Raw genomic sequence first — 15,033 nt, forward strand, 5'->3', positions numbered from 1 at the left:
GGTATCTTATGAATGAAATTATAAAAGAGTTATATAATATTGAGGAACGCGCAGGACAAATTGTAGAGAATACACAGTCGAAAAAGCAGGAATTAGAAAGGCGAAAACAGGAAAAAGAGGAACAAATAGAAAAAGAATTGCAGGGAGAAATGGAGGGACGACTGACAATTCTAAAAACTCAAGTGGATGAGGAGGCGGAAGAAAAGATTAAAAAAATAACAGAGAAGACAAGCCAATATACAGAACAATTGAAGCAAAAATATGAAGAAGAGGGCGACAAAATAGTACAGGCAATTTTTGAACGGATGATAGAGGTGTAGCATGGTAGGAGAATTGTTGCAATATAGTGGTTTGGTTACGAAGATAAGAGCAATGGCAGGTAGACTTTTGACCCAGGAAGAATATGAGCGTATTTTGGGACTTCAGACGGTTGACGAGACCATTGCTTATTTAAAAGAAGAAAAAACCTATGGCAAAATCTACAGTGGCCATGATGAAATAAAACACCGCGGACAGGTAGAGGCATTGATTTATAATTCCATACGGATGGATTTTGAAAAAATTTGTTGCTTTTGTAATCCGGTGCAGCGTCAGGCAATCAAACTCTATGAACCCCAATTACAATATGAAAATGCAGCACCTGAATTAAATCAGGATTATTTTTTAAAGACGTGGAAACAAATCAGCAGATTCCCTAAAAAAGACGCGAAAAAGATTTTAAGAGAAGTATTCGGTACACAGATAGATTGGCTTAATATTATGTGGGGATATCGGGCAAAACGCTTTTTTAGACAGCAAGATGCTGAGATTATCCCATATATCATACCGGTTTACTATAAGTTAAAAAAGACAGAGCTTCAGAATATGATAAGGGCGCAAAGTATAGAAGAGTTTGAAAAAATTGTAGGAAATACAGCATACTTTAAAGGAAAAGATGCATTTTTACAGTTACAGGATGAAATTTCTTATCATCAGGTAATGTTGCGAATGTATCGAAGGATTTGTAAGAAATATCCCGCAAGCCTTGCACCTGTTTTTTATTATTTGTATCAGAAAGAGCAGGAGATTCAGAAACTGACAAGTATATTAGAAGGTATACGATATCAGGTGGCGAAGCAGGATATTAGAACGATTATTATGGGAAAATAATTGGAGAAGGAGGGAAACGTGTGGTTGAAAAGATGAAGCTGTTGCACATTACCGGTCCAAAAGAAGATATTGACCGGGTTATGCAACAGTATTTGTGCAGATATGAAATCCATTTTGAAAACGCAGTATCAAGTTTGGAAAAGCTAGAAAATATAACTCCTTTTGTAGAAACAAATTTTTATCGTGAGACTTATCAAAAAGGAGAAAATTTAAAAAAATATCTGGGAGAAACAAAGTCCTATTCTGATAGGACATGCACGATTCAAGAAGCAAATGAGATAATTCAAAGTGCAGATGAAAAAATAAAACCGTTCATAGAAGAACAAGAGCGATTAGAAGAAGAAAAACAGAACATAAAGCGGCGAATGACAAAGATAGCACCATTTATTGGTTTGGACTTTGAAATCCATAAGTTAAAGGAGTTTCAATTTATAGACTATCGTTTTGGCAGGATTACCGTAGAAAATTATCATAAGCTGCAAACATATATTTATAAGAATCCATATACGTTGTTTTATGAATGTAATAGCGATGTTGAGTATGTATGGGCAGTATATTTTGCACCGCACATGTACATGAGTGAGCAAGAGGCAGTGTATGCATCCTTTCACTTTGAAGAAATACCGATACCGAAAGGCTTAGAGGGAACACCGGGAGAGGTTTTTGCCAACGAGGCACAGCAATTAGAGGAAAATAAAATTCAATATCAAAAAATTCAGCAGGAAATACAAGAAGTATTACAGCAGCAGGAAGAACAGATAAGGATTGCATGTCATACAGTAACTGCTTATTGTGAAAATTTTGAAATACGAAAATATGCAGCGTGTACCAGAAAAGAAGACGGAGAAGAAAACTATATTTTATATGGTTGGCTCACAAAAGCAGATGCAGAAAAATTAGAACAAGAGATGGAGCAGGATGAAAAGATTCATCTGGTAGAGGAAGAAGCAGATGAAGAATTAAGTACCATGCCACCTACAAAGCTAAAAAATCCTAAGGTATTAAAGCCTTTTGAAATGTTTGTGGAAATGTATGGATTGCCGGCATATAACGAAATGGACCCAACAGCGTTTATTGCACTAACATATACATTGATGTTTGGAATTATGTTTGGCGATGTGGGACAAGGATTGGCATTAGTGATTGGAGGTTTTCTGTTATATCGTATAAAAGGAGTTCGGTTGGCAGGAATTATATCCGTGGCAGGACTGTGGTCGATGTTTTTTGGCGTAATGTATGGAAGTGTCTTTGGATTTGAAGAGTTAATTCCGGCAGTTTGGATGAAACCCATGGACAATATTATGAGTGTTTTGATGTTGGCAATTGGATTTGGAGCTTTATTGATTTTAATTGCAATGGTATTAAATGTGATTAATGCTGTGCGAGCCAGAGAGTATGGTCGCTTGCTTTTCAATCAAAGTGGGCTCATGGGAATTATTTGTTATGGAACTGTGGCAGTATGTGCGCTTTTAATTATTTCAGGACATGGGCTTCCGGCAACTATTATCATAGGATTGGCAGTAGGACTTCCATTGGTTGCTATCTTATTAAAGGAACCGTTGAGCCATTTTATAGAGAAAAAGAAGCCGATTATGCCGGAAGGAAGTATAGTTATGTTTCTGGTAGAGGCATTGGTAGAAGTATTTGACGTAGTATTGAGTTATGCAACCAATACGATTTCGTTTGTGCGTGTAGGAGCCTTTGCATTAAGCCATGCAGGAATGATGGGTGTAGTTATGACATTGGCAGGTTTGGAAAAAGGCAATCCCAACTGGATAGTCATTGTGTTGGGAAATATATTAGTGGCGGGACTGGAAGGCTTGGTTGTAGGAATTCAGGTATTACGTTTAGAGTATTATGAGATGTTTAGTCGCTTTTATAAGGGAAATGGAAAACCATTTGTGGCATTTAACAGGAGGAAATGAATATGGTAATGAAGGTTATTGTTGTGGCGATTTTATTATGTAGTATGATTATTCCATTTGGTGGATTTTTACTTAGTAAAAAGAAAAAGGGCGGACTTAAGGCAGCCCTTGCAAGTAATATATTTTTCTTTTTTGGAACGGTGGTAGTAGCGGATATTTTACTGTTTAAGGGAGACGTACATGCGGCAGGTGAAGTGGCACAGACTGCTGCAAGCGGTGAAGGATGGCGTTATATGGCGGCTGCATTGTCAACAGGACTTTCCTGTATCGGAGCGGGTATTGCGGTGGCAAGTGCAGCAAGCGCAGCTTTAGGAGCATTAAGTGAAGATTCAGGTATTATGGGTAAGGCTTTGATATTTGTTGCGCTGGCAGAATCCATTGCGTTATACGGATTACTGATTTCATTCTCTATTTTAGGCTAGGAGGAATCAATATGAAGATGTATCTGATTAGTGATAATAGGGATACGCAGACAGGAATGAGACTAGCCGGCGTAGAAGGTGTAGTGGTACATGAACGGGAAGAGTTAGAAAAAGCGTTGGAAAAGGTTTATCAGGATAGTGAAATTGGCATTTTGCTTTTGACCGAAAAGTTCGGAAGAGATTTCCCGAATTTGGTAAATGAAGCAAAAATGGGACGAAAACTTCCGTTAGTGGTAGAAATACCGGATCGTCATGGAACAGGACGAAAGGCAGACTTTATTACCGATTATGTCAGTGAAGCTATTGGCTTGAAATTATAGGGGGAAAAGATGCAGATAAAAGAAAAATTAAAAGTGTTTCGACAATCTACTATTGAGGTGGCAAGGCAAGAAAGTAAGGCACAATTAGAGGAATATGAGAAACAATACAAAGAAGAGTTAGAATCATTTCGAGAAAAGAAACAACAAGAGTTAGAGCATACCTTTCAATTGGAAAAGATAAGACTAATAAGAGAAGCAAATCGAAAAGTATCTACAGAAAGTATGAGGCAAAGACAGGTTTTGGAGGAATGCCAAAACGAAAAGGAAGAAAAGACATTTAAAATGGTGGAACAAAAACTTCTTGCATTTCAGCAAACAGAAGCATATGAAAACTATTTGATTGCACAGATAAAAAAAGCCATAGCTTTTGCAAAGCAGGAGGAAGTGGTTATTTACATTAATTCCAACGATAAAGAGAAAAAGCAACAACTGGAAGAAAGAACAGGAGTGACACTTACTGTAAGCACAGTTGATTTTGGCGGAGGAATCCGTGCAGTTATTCCTGCTAAAAATATTTTGATGGATGAATCTTTTGCTACGAAGTTAGAACAGGAAAAGAATTCATATGTGTGTTAGCAGGAGGAACTATCTATGAAGATAATAGGAAAAATATACGGAATTAATGGGCCAATTGTAACCATGAGAGGAAATCTGGGCTTTATGATGTCTGAAATGGTATATGTAGGAGAAAAACGTCTGGTAGGAGAAGTGATTGCCTTAACGAAAGAGATTACCACAGTGCAAGTGTTTGAAGAAACTACCGGACTTAAACCGGGCGAAATAGTAGAAGGGGCAGGGAGACCACTTTGTGTTACGTTAGCACCGGGAATTTTGAACAATATATTTGATGGGATTGAACGACCACTTCAGCTTATCGGAGAAAAAAATGGTGCTTATATTCCAAGAGGTGTTACCGTAGATTTGTTAGACCGACAGAAAAAGTGGCAAGCAAAAATACTGGTAAAAATAGGAGATAAAGTAAGTGGTGGAAATATTATTGCCGAGGTTTTGGAAACTACTGCCATTGTCCATAAAGTCATGGTGCCACCAAAAGTAGAAGGAATTGTCACTAGGGTAGTGAAGGATGGAGCATATACTATAGACAACACTTTAGTTACAATTCAAACAGAAAGTGGAGAACAACAACTAAACATGACACAACAATGGCCAATCCGAATTCCCCGTCCGATTCAAAAACGATATCCGGCAGACAGACCATTGGTGACAGGTCAGCGAATCTTAGATACGTTATTCCCCATTGCCAAGGGTGGAACCGCAGCATTGCCGGGAGGATTTGGAACAGGAAAGACAATGACCCAGCATCAGTTAGCAAAGTGGTGTGATGCAGATATTATTATTTATATAGGATGCGGGGAACGTGGAAATGAAATGACAAATGTGTTAGAGGAGTTTTCGCAATTGATTGATCCGAAAAATGGAAGCTTTATGATGGAACGAACGGTGTTGATTGCTAATACCTCCAATATGCCGGTGGCAGCCAGAGAGGCAAGTATCTATACCGGATTAACATTGGCGGAATATTATCGAGATATGGGATATCATGTGGCGATTATGGCAGATTCTACATCCAGATGGGCAGAGGCATTGCGCGAGTTGTCAGGAAGATTAGAGGAAATGCCGGCAGAGGAAGGATTTCCGGCTTATCTTGCGTCACGGCTATCAGCATTTTATGAACGCGCAGGATATGTAGAAAACTTAAATGGAAGTGATGGAAGTGTTACTATTATTGGAGCAGTATCTCCGCAAGGAGGAGATTTTTCGGAACCGGTAACCCAACACACGAAACGATTTGTACGTTGCTTTTTGGCATTGGATAAGTCTCTTGCTTATGCCAGACATTATCCGGCGATTAACTGGCTTACCAGTTACACAGAGTATCTCAATGACTTGGAACCATGGTATATTGCAAATGTGGGAAAAGACTTTATTTCTTGTAGAAATGAATTGATGAATATTCTTACCACAGAGAGTCGTTTAAATGAAATTGTGAAGTTAATAGGAAGTGATGTACTTCCGGATGACCAGAAATTGATACTGGAAATTGCCAGAGTCATTCGACTGGGATTTTTACAACAGAATGCATTTCATGCGGAAGACACGTTTGTGCCAATGGAAAAGCAGCTGAAAATGATGGAGGTTATTTTATACCTTAATGAGAGGTGTCAAAGCCTTATCGGAATGGGAATGCCAATGGCAATTTTACGAGAGCAGAATATTTTTGAAAAAATAATTGCAATCAAGTATGAGGTAGCAAATAAGGAATTAGATAAATTTGAAACCTATAGACAGTTAATAGATGAGTTTTATCAGAAATTGATAGAACTGAATGCATAGGAGAATGGCTGATGGGAATTGAATATTTAGGTTTAAGTGAAATCAATGGACCGCTCATTGTACTAGAAGGGGTACAGGATGCTTTTTACGAAGAAATGGTTGAATTTGTGGTAGAAGGAAATGAAATAAAAAAAGGACGAATTGTGGCATTAGAAGAGGATAAAGCTGTGATTCAGGTGTTTGATACCACAGACAACATGTCTTTGAAAAATACCCATACCCGATTGACAGGTCATCCTATGGAAATCGGACTTTCGGAAGAAATCTTAGGAAGAACCTTCAATGGAATGGGTGTACCAATTGATGGACTTGGAAAAATAAAGCCGGAAGTGGTGCGTGATGTAAATGGACTTCCAATGAATCCATGTACCAGAGAATATCCGAGAAATTATATTCAAACAGGTATATCCGCCATTGATGGTTTAACAACTTTAATTCGTGGGCAGAAATTACCCATATTTTCGGGAAACGGGCTTCCACATGACCAATTGGCGGCACAGATTGTAGAGCAGGCATCCCTTGGAGCTGATTCTGAAGAAGAGTTTGGAATTGTATTTGCTGCTATGGGGGTAAAGTATGACGTTGCAGAGTTCTTTCGCAGACGATTTGAAGAAAGTGGTGCAGCTTCTCATGTAACCATGTTTTTGAATCTCTCCAATGATTCGGTGGTAGAACGATTGATTACCCCAAAGGTTGCATTAACAGCAGCAGAATATCTTGCTTTCGAAAAAAATATGCATATTCTTGTAATATTAACAGATATGACATCTTATGCAGAAGCGATGCGAGAAGTCTCTTCTTTGAAAGGCGAAATTCCCAGTCGAAAAGGATATCCGGGATATTTGTACAGTGAATTGGCAACTTTGTACGAGAGAGCCGGAATTGTAAAAGGATGTAAGGGAAGTGTTACGCAGATACCAATTTTAACGATGCCAAATGATGATATTACCCATCCGATTCCGGACCTGACCGGATATATTACGGAGGGACAGATTGTACTGGAACGCGCATTGCATCAGAAAAATGTATATCCACCTATTAATGTGTTACCATCTTTATCACGTTTAATGAAAGATGGAATCGGAGAAAAATATACCAGAGAAGACCACCAGGATGTGGCAAACCAGTTATTTTCTTCTTATGCACGAGTAGGGGAAGCAAGAGATTTGGCAAGCGTCATCGGAGAAGAAGAGTTATCCCCTACGGATAAAAAGTACTTAGAATTTGGGACGGCATTTGAACAGCAATTTGTAGCACAGGGACAGAACGAAAATCGTTCTATGGAAGAAACTTTGAGCATTGGATGGCAGCTTTTGCACATTTTACCCAAAGAAGAACTGGATAGAATCGACACCAGGCTGTTGGAGAAATATTGGGAGGAATAGCAGATGAATCCAAAAGAATTTCCCACCAAAGGTAATCTTATATTGGCAAAAAACTCTCTTGCATTATCCAGACAAGGGTTTGAATTGATGGATAAAAAACGAAATATTCTCATTCGGGAATTAATGGAGCTAATAGAGGAAGCCTCTGATATTCAAAAGGAAATTGATACAACTTTCACAAGTGCTTATCAGGCATTGCAAAAGGCGAATATTCAAATGGGAATTCATGAAGTAGAGGGGATAAGCCAAAAGATTCCGCTGGAAGAATCCATTGTCATTAAAAGGCGCAGTGTCATGGGAACAGAAATTCCTAAGGTAGAATATGAACAACAGGAACTAAAACCACACTATGCCTTTTGGGGAACGAAAATGGCATTGGATGAAGCATGTGAGAAGTTTCAGAAGGTAAAAGAACTTACCATCCAACTGGCGCAGATAGAAACCTCTGCGTATCGTTTGGCATATAACATTAAGAAAACCCAGAAACGAGCAAATGCATTGCAGAATATTACCATACCCCATTATGAAGGGTTAGCAAAAAGTATTCAAGAGTCGTTAGAAGAAAAAGAAAGGGAAGAATTTACCCGTTTAAAAGTGATAAAAAAGATGAAAGATTAATTTTGTACCTAAAATATGTTAAAATTCTCTCTTGACAAGGTATAATTGCATACAATAATATAATTAGTATGATTGTATACAATTATACATGAAAGAATATACAATGAAAATGTATAAAAAGTGATTGAGCCAAGAGGAGTGTTAGCCATGAGAGAAGTTGTAATGAACAAACATACCAATCTGTTAGAGTTAGAGGAGCATTTTTATCAATTGGTAGATGTGGACGAGCCAAATGTATTCCGTAATTTGTTTCCATATGAAGAGATACCGAAAATTGCATTCAATGATCGTATTGTTCCACATCATATGCCGGATAATATTTGGATTACCGATACTACATTCCGTGATGGACAGCAGTCTCGTGCACCATATACCACAGAGCAGATTGTAACCATTTATGATTATTTACATCGATTAGGTGGACCAAAGGGATTAATTCGCCAGAGTGAATTTTTCCTTTATAGCAAAAAGGATCGTGATGCTGTATATAAATGCATGGAACGTGGATATGAATTTCCGGAAGTTACCAGTTGGATTCGTGCAAGTAAGCAAGACTTCCAGTTAGTAAAAGAAATTGGTATGAAAGAAACAGGTATATTGGTAAGCTGTTCTGACTATCATATTTTCTATAAAATGAAGATGACAAGAAGAGAAGCAATGAATCATTATTTAAGTGTTATTCGTGAATGCTTAGAGACTGGAATCAGCCCAAGATGTCACCTGGAAGATATTACACGTTCTGATATTTACGGATTTGTAATTCCGTTCTGTCTGGAGCTTATGAAGTTAAGTAAGGAATATCAGATTCCGGTTAAAGTTCGTGCGTGTGATACTATGGGATACGGCGTAAACTTCCCGGGAGCAGTAATCCCAAGAAGTGTACCGGGAATTATTTACGGACTTATGACACATGCAGGTGTACCTTCTGAAATGATTGAATGGCATGGACATAACGACTTCTATAAGGCAGTTAACAACTCCACAACTGCATGGCTGTATGGAGCAAGTGGTGTAAACTGTTCTCTGTTCGGAATTGGAGAACGTACCGGAAATACTCCACTTGAAGCAATGGTATTTGAATATGCACAGTTAAAAGGTACCTTAGACGGTATGGAAACGACTGTTATCACAGAGTTGGCAGAATACTTTGAAAAAGAACTGGGATATCATATGCCGGAAAGAACACCATTCTGCGGAAAGAACTTCAACGTAACAAGAGCCGGAATTCATGCAGATGGACTTTTGAAAAATGAAGAAATCTACAATATATTTGACACTGGAAAATTCTTAAACCGTCCGGCATTAGTTTCTGTATCTAATACTTCCGGACTTGCAGGAATTGCTCACTGGATTAATACATATTATCGTTTGACCGATGAAAGAAAAGTAGATAAGAATTCTGAATTAGTAAAAACAGTAAAACAATGGGTAGATAAGCAGTACGATGAAGGCCGTGTAACTGTAATTACAGATAACGAGTTAGTAGTTGTTATAACTGACTGTTGTAATAAATTGGGAATTGTATTATAACTATAAGGAGGACTTTTTTTGAGCGAAGATAATCATTCACTGGGGCAACGTGTCTTTCATCGTATAAGAGAAGATATTTTGGCTGGTAAATATAAAAAGAATGAGGAACTGAAGGAAAAGACAATCGGAGAAGAGTTAGGTGTCAGTCGTACTCCGGTTAGAGAGGCACTCCGTCAGTTAGAACTAGAGGGACTTGTGACAATTATTCCAAATAAGGGAGCTTATGTGGTAGGATTATCCGTGGAAGATATTCAGGATATTTACGAAATACGTTCTGTGTTAGAAGGATTATGCGCAAAACGTGCAGCACTCAAGGCTACACAAGAGCAGTTAGAAGAATTAGAAGAGATTCTTTACCTTACGGAATTTCATGTGAAGAAGAAACATGTGGAACAAGTTGTAGAATTAGATACTCGTTTCCATGAGGTTTTATATGAGGCATGTGCAAGTAAGATATTAGAACATGCGATGCGTGATTATCATCATTATCTGGAAAGTGTGCGCAAGGTAACACTTGCATCGGAAAAACGTTCTGTAGAATCAAATGAAGAACACAGACAGATTCTGGAAGCATTAAAGGAACGGGATGCAAAAAAAGCGGAAAAGTATGCAAACCAGCATATTTTAAATACCATTAAAAATATTGATAGCTGTGGCTGGGACAAGATTGTAAATAGCACAGAAGCAAAATAGCAGACAAACAAAAAGACAATTTGCAGGAGGATTATTATGGAAAAAATCAAAATGACAACACCATTGGTAGAAATGGACGGAGACGAAATGACCCGTATCCTTTGGAAGATGATTAAGGATGAACTGTTACTGCCTTTTATTGATCTGAAAACAGAATATTATGATTTGGGATTAGAATATCGTAACGAGACAAATGATCAGGTAACGATTGATTCCGCAAATGCAACTAAGAAATACGGAGTTGCTGTAAAGTGTGCAACAATCACACCAAATGCAGCTCGTATGAAAGAGTATGATTTAAAAGAAATGTGGAAGAGTCCAAACGGAACTATCCGTGCAATTTTAGATGGTACTGTATTTAGAGCTCCAATTACCGTAAAAGGAATTGAACCATGCGTAAAGAATTGGAAAAAGCCAATTACCATTGCACGTCATGCATATGGCGATGTATACAAAGCATCCGAAATGAAGATTCCGGGACCTGGAAAATGTGAATTAGTATATACAGCAGAAGATGGAACAGAAACAAGAGAATTAATTCATAACTTTACAGGTGCAGGTGTAGTACAGGGACAGCACAACTTGAACAATTCTATTGAAAGCTTTGCAAAGAGCTGCTTTAATTATGCATTAGATACAAAGCAGGATTTGTGGTTTGCAACAAAGGATACCATTTCTAAGAAATATGACCATACCTTTAAGGATATTTTCCAGGAAATGTATGACAAAGAATATGCAGCAAAATTTGAAGCTGCCGGAATTGAGTATTTCTATACTTTAATTGATGATGCAGTAGCTCGTATCATGAAGGCAGAAGGTGGATTTATCTGGGCTTGTAAGAACTATGATGGTGATGTAATGAGCGATATGGTATCAAGTGCATTTGGTTCCCTCGCTATGATGACTTCTGTATTAGTATCTCCGGGTGGATACTATGAATACGAAGCAGCTCATGGAACTGTTCAGCGTCACTATTATAAACACTTAAAGGGAGAAGAAACCTCTACTAACTCCGTAGCAACTATTTTTGCATGGACAGGAGCACTTAGAAAACGTGGGGAATTGGATAATCTTCCAGAGTTAAAAGCCTTTGCAGATAAGTTAGAAAAAGCTTGCTTAGATACTATTGAATCTGGTAAAATGACAAAAGACCTTGCACTGATTACTACATTAGAAAACCCTACTGTATTAAACAGTGAAGGATTCATTAAGGCAATTCGTGAAACATTAGAGAAGTCTTTATAAAATATTTTATAAAGGCGGAAGAAAGAAGAGGAAAATAATATGATTTTAGCCTGCCAAAATATCAGCAAGTCCTTTGGCACAGATGAAATCATCCAACATGCATCTTTTCATGTAGAAGCATATGAAAAAGCTGCAATTGTAGGAATTAACGGAGCGGGGAAAACAACCCTGCTTCGGATTATTATGGGAGAAATTCCGGCGGATCAGGGAGAGGTAGTTCTTGCAAAAGATAAGACCATTGGTTACTTACCACAGAATCCTGATGTGTCTGGCAATCATACGATTTATGAAGAAGTGCTTTCTGCAAAGGAAGCACTTATTTCCATGGAAGAAAAACTTCGAGACATGGAAAGTAAGATGAATCAGTACCAAGGACAAGAATTAGAAGATTTTATGGAAAGTTATAATCGCCTGAATCATGAATTTGAACTTCAGGGAGGATATTCTTATCAAAGTGAAATTGTAGGAGTACTCAAAGGTTTAGGATTTTCCGAAGAAGAATTTGGAAAGCATATGCAGGAGTTGTCCGGAGGACAGAGAACCAGAGTATGTCTGGGTAAGCTCTTAGTGACAAAACCGGATGTGATTTTGTTAGACGAGCCCACCAACCACTTGGATATTAATTCTATTGCATGGTTAGAAACTTTTTTGCTAAATTATAAGGGAGCAGTAGTGATTGTATCCCATGACCGTTATTTTTTAGACAAAGTGGTAAGTAAAGTCATTGAATTAGACCGTACCAAAGTATCTGTTTTTCAGGGGAATTACAGTGATTATGCGCAAAAACGTGCGCAGGTGCGTGAAGCACAGTTGAAACAGTATTATAACCAGCAGCGTGAAATCAAGCATCAGGAAGAAGTGATTGCAAAGTTAAAATCCTTCAATCGTGAGAAATCCATTAAGCGAGCAGAGAGCCGCGAGAAGATGTTAGATAAAATAGAACGTTTGGAAAAACCTACAGAAGAAAATACCGATATACATCTTCATTTAGAACCAAGAATCGTTAGTGGGAATGATGTATTATCTGTGGAACATTTGGCAAAGGCATATCCAAATCAGCAGCTATTTTCTGATATTTCCTTTGAAATCAAGCGCGGTGAACGTGTAGCCCTTATTGGAGATAACGGAACCGGAAAGACAACGATTTTAAAAATCATTAACGATATGATCGAAGCGGATGGCGGAGTTGTCAAGCTTGGAACGAACGTAAACATTGGATATTACGATCAGGAACATCAGGTACTTCATAAGGAAAAAAATCTGATGGAAGAGATTTCAGATGCCTATCCGAACCTTACCAATACGGAAATCCGAAATGTGTTAGCGGCATTTTTATTTACCGGAGACGAAGTGTTTAAGCAGATAGCAGACTTAAGTGGTGGAGAAAAAGGTCGTGTTTCCCTGGCAAAACTTATGTTGTCGGAAGCAAACTTTCTGATACTGGACGAGCCAACCAACCATTTAGATATTACATCTAAGGAAATATTAGAACAGGCATTGAACAGTTATACCGGAACGGTACTGTTTGTATCCCATGATCGTTATTTTATTAACAAGACTGCTACAAGGATTTTAAATCTGACAGGGGAAACTATTGTCAATTATATTGGAAACTATGATTACTACATGGAAAAGTGCAAAGAACTTACTCAAATCTATGTAGGTAAAAAAGAAAATGAAGTAAAGGCCGAAACAGAAAGCAGTAATAAATTAGACTGGAAACAGCAAAAGGAAGAACAGGCAAGACTTCGAAAAATAGAAAACGAAAGAAAACGCACAGAAGAAAAGATTGAAGAATTAGAGACACATATTAGTGAGTTAGAAGAATCCTTTTCGAAAGAAGAGATAGCTACAAATTCCACCAAGCTACAAGAAGTACATGAGGAATATGCAAAATGTCAGCAGGAGTTAGAAGCACTTTATGAAAAATGGGAAACACTGATGTAAAAAAGAATGTTAATTCTTTAACACATTGACAGTCCGCGCAGGATTCATTATAATAAAGATAGTATGTGCATGGGAGAAATGCAGTTTAGGAGGAACGTCAATGGAAAAGGAAATATCACAGGCAGTAATCCGAAGAATGCCAAGGTATTACCGTTATTTAGGGGACTTGTTAGATGACGGAGTAGAACGTATTTCATCCAATGAGTTAAGTGCGAGAATGAAGGTAACTGCTTCCCAAATACGTCAGGATTTGAACAATTTTGGTGGTTTTGGACAACAGGGTTATGGCTATAATGTGAAATATTTGTATGATGAAATCGGCAAGATTATGGGAATGGATCAGAAACACAACATTATCGTAATCGGTGCCGGTAATCTGGGACAGGCACTTGCAAACTATGTGAAGTTTGAAAAGAGAGGATTTGCAATTATAGGATTATTTGATGTAAATCCGGCACTGAAGGGTGTGGCTGTTCGTGGAATAAATATTCGGATGATGGATGAATTAGAGGAGTTTTTGAAACATAATCAGGTAGATATTGCAGCACTTACAATGCCAAAGACCAAGGCAAGTGAAGTGGCAAATATGCTGGTTAGTTACGGAATCAATGCTATTTGGAACTTTGCACATTTAGATTTGGAGCTTCCAGATCATGTGGTGGTGGAAAATGTTCACCTTACAGATAGCTTAATGCAGCTTTCCTATAATATTGCAAATCATGGAAAGCCGGAGGACAAGAGATAAGAAAGTGGTAAGATGGGTGGAAGAAAAACAACAAATCATGAATTTCAGACAGCACTTCAGGGGAAAAAGATACCACTGGTGATTTTAGATTCAAAGTGGCATGGACTGTTTTCAGACGATGGAAAGCCAAGAAGTATTGTAAGGTTAGAGAAGAAGGCAAACGAATATCTGAAAAAACAGGCAAGATTAAATCAAGATATCAAGGATTTGAAGAACCTGAAAGAAAAATTGATGAAAAATATCATGGAGAACATGGAAGAAACAGAAGAAGAGCAGGAATCTGTCAGACTTCGTGAAGACCGTAGATTGATTTCTGAGATTAATGTGAAACTGCGTCAGGCATATGCGGATTTAGAGGAGCTTCCAAAGGAGCTAGATGCAGTAAATGAAGCATTGATGGTGGAATCCATGGAATATTGTTATGAAAAAATGCGTGCCAACGAGATAGAAAGTGAAGCAATCCGGAAATGGTTAGAAAAAACCAGAGAAGAGGTAAAGCAAAAGGCAGCACGCAGGCAGACTGTACAGGATAAGAACAGAGAGATTTATTCTTACATGCATGATATTTTCGGTGCCGACATCATAGATATTTTTGATTTGACCTATGAAAAGGAACCTACACAGAAAGAAGAGGAAGAGAGGCAGTCTTAAAAGAGAGATAAGAACTGCCTCTTTTTAGCGTTATGAGAAATGGAGGAA

Annotated in this window: 15 protein-coding genes; all 15 read left to right on the plus strand. The window is 38.0% G+C overall.

From position 1 onward, the window contains the following. Positions 1–8 precede the first annotated feature (8 nt). The 15 genes from KQI83_RS04060 to KQI83_RS04130 all read left to right on the plus strand — a co-directional run bounded on the left by KQI83_RS04060 (position 9) and on the right by KQI83_RS04130 (position 14,985). Positions 9–320 (plus strand): hypothetical protein, encoded by a 312-nt coding sequence (locus tag KQI83_RS04060; protein WP_216554926.1) that lies wholly within the window; start codon positions 9–11, stop codon positions 318–320. A gap of 1 nt (position 321) precedes the next feature. Then, positions 322–1,149: a V-type ATPase subunit gene (locus KQI83_RS04065; RefSeq protein ID WP_216554928.1), complete on the plus strand. Its 828-nt coding sequence runs from the start codon at positions 322–324 to the stop codon at positions 1,147–1,149. 20 nt (positions 1,150–1,169) lie between these two features. Next, entirely contained in the window at positions 1,170–3,074 is a 1,905-nt protein-coding gene (locus tag KQI83_RS04070) for a V-type ATP synthase subunit I (protein WP_330622303.1), read from the plus strand. Beyond that, entirely contained in the window at positions 3,071–3,496 is a 426-nt protein-coding gene (locus tag KQI83_RS04075; protein WP_442969773.1) for an ATP synthase subunit C, read from the plus strand. Before KQI83_RS04070 ends, KQI83_RS04075 begins: the two co-directional genes overlap by 4 nt. Before the next feature lie 11 nt (positions 3,497–3,507). Further along, positions 3,508–3,816 (plus strand): V-type ATP synthase subunit F, encoded by a 309-nt coding sequence (locus KQI83_RS04080; RefSeq protein ID WP_216554932.1) that lies wholly within the window; start codon positions 3,508–3,510, stop codon positions 3,814–3,816. A gap of 9 nt (positions 3,817–3,825) precedes the next feature. Beyond that, positions 3,826–4,392 carry a V-type ATP synthase subunit E gene (locus KQI83_RS04085; RefSeq protein WP_216554934.1) on the plus strand — a complete coding sequence of 189 codons (567 nt, stop codon included), beginning with the start codon at positions 3,826–3,828 and terminating at the stop codon, positions 4,390–4,392. A 15-nt stretch (positions 4,393–4,407) separates the two neighbouring features. Next, entirely contained in the window at positions 4,408–6,171 is a 1,764-nt protein-coding gene (locus KQI83_RS04090) for a V-type ATP synthase subunit A (RefSeq protein WP_216554936.1), read from the plus strand. A gap of 11 nt (positions 6,172–6,182) precedes the next feature. After that, complete coding sequence (locus tag KQI83_RS04095; protein ID WP_216554937.1) at positions 6,183–7,556, plus strand: V-type ATP synthase subunit B; 1,374 nt, start codon at positions 6,183–6,185, stop codon at positions 7,554–7,556. 3 nt (positions 7,557–7,559) lie between these two features. Then, positions 7,560–8,174, plus strand: a complete 615-nt coding sequence (locus tag KQI83_RS04100; protein ID WP_216554938.1) for a V-type ATP synthase subunit D — start codon at positions 7,560–7,562, stop codon at positions 8,172–8,174. Positions 8,175–8,321: 147 nt separating this feature from the next. Beyond that, positions 8,322–9,704, plus strand: coding sequence for a 2-isopropylmalate synthase (locus KQI83_RS04105; RefSeq protein WP_216554939.1), 1,383 nt, complete (start codon positions 8,322–8,324; stop codon positions 9,702–9,704). An 18-nt stretch (positions 9,705–9,722) separates the two neighbouring features. Next, complete coding sequence (locus KQI83_RS04110; RefSeq protein ID WP_216554940.1) at positions 9,723–10,397, plus strand: GntR family transcriptional regulator; 675 nt, start codon at positions 9,723–9,725, stop codon at positions 10,395–10,397. A gap of 36 nt (positions 10,398–10,433) precedes the next feature. Next, a complete protein-coding gene (locus KQI83_RS04115) occupies positions 10,434–11,642 on the plus strand; it encodes an NADP-dependent isocitrate dehydrogenase (RefSeq protein ID WP_216554941.1) in 1,209 nt (402 codons plus the stop codon). Between the two features lie 39 nt (positions 11,643–11,681). Beyond that, on the plus strand, positions 11,682–13,589 hold the full coding sequence (locus KQI83_RS04120; RefSeq protein ID WP_216554942.1) for an ABC-F family ATP-binding cassette domain-containing protein: 1,908 nt from the start codon (positions 11,682–11,684) through the stop codon (positions 13,587–13,589). 100 nt (positions 13,590–13,689) lie between these two features. Continuing rightward, entirely contained in the window at positions 13,690–14,334 is a 645-nt protein-coding gene (locus KQI83_RS04125; RefSeq protein ID WP_216554943.1) for a redox-sensing transcriptional repressor Rex, read from the plus strand. A 12-nt stretch (positions 14,335–14,346) separates the two neighbouring features. Then, positions 14,347–14,985, plus strand: coding sequence for a hypothetical protein (locus KQI83_RS04130; protein WP_216554944.1), 639 nt, complete (start codon positions 14,347–14,349; stop codon positions 14,983–14,985). Positions 14,986–15,033 lie beyond the last annotated feature (48 nt).

This window comes from Roseburia sp. MSJ-14, assembly GCF_018918225.1.
GTDB lineage: Bacteria > Bacillota > Clostridia > Lachnospirales > Lachnospiraceae > Petralouisia.

Bases quoted from the DNA above. Each gene is read 5' to 3' on its own strand.
- KQI83_RS04075 (WP_442969773.1), top strand. From the start codon at position 3,071: ATGAATATGGTAATGAAGGTTATTGTTGTGGCGATTTTATTATGTAGT.
- KQI83_RS04085 (WP_216554934.1), top strand. From the start codon at position 3,826: ATGCAGATAAAAGAAAAATTAAAAGTGTTTCGACAATCTACTATTGAG.
- KQI83_RS04090 (WP_216554936.1), top strand. From the start codon at position 4,408: ATGAAGATAATAGGAAAAATATACGGAATTAATGGGCCAATTGTAACC.
- KQI83_RS04130 (WP_216554944.1), top strand. From the start codon at position 14,347: ATGGGTGGAAGAAAAACAACAAATCATGAATTTCAGACAGCACTTCAG.
- KQI83_RS04120 (WP_216554942.1), top strand. From the start codon at position 11,682: ATGATTTTAGCCTGCCAAAATATCAGCAAGTCCTTTGGCACAGATGAA.
- KQI83_RS04115 (WP_216554941.1), top strand. From the start codon at position 10,434: ATGGAAAAAATCAAAATGACAACACCATTGGTAGAAATGGACGGAGAC.
- KQI83_RS04095 (WP_216554937.1), top strand. From the start codon at position 6,183: ATGGGAATTGAATATTTAGGTTTAAGTGAAATCAATGGACCGCTCATT.
- KQI83_RS04060 (WP_216554926.1), top strand. From the start codon at position 9: ATGAATGAAATTATAAAAGAGTTATATAATATTGAGGAACGCGCAGGA.
- KQI83_RS04080 (WP_216554932.1), top strand. From the start codon at position 3,508: ATGAAGATGTATCTGATTAGTGATAATAGGGATACGCAGACAGGAATG.
- KQI83_RS04100 (WP_216554938.1), top strand. From the start codon at position 7,560: ATGAATCCAAAAGAATTTCCCACCAAAGGTAATCTTATATTGGCAAAA.
- KQI83_RS04125 (WP_216554943.1), top strand. From the start codon at position 13,690: ATGGAAAAGGAAATATCACAGGCAGTAATCCGAAGAATGCCAAGGTAT.
- KQI83_RS04065 (WP_216554928.1), top strand. From the start codon at position 322: ATGGTAGGAGAATTGTTGCAATATAGTGGTTTGGTTACGAAGATAAGA.
- KQI83_RS04105 (WP_216554939.1), top strand. From the start codon at position 8,322: ATGAGAGAAGTTGTAATGAACAAACATACCAATCTGTTAGAGTTAGAG.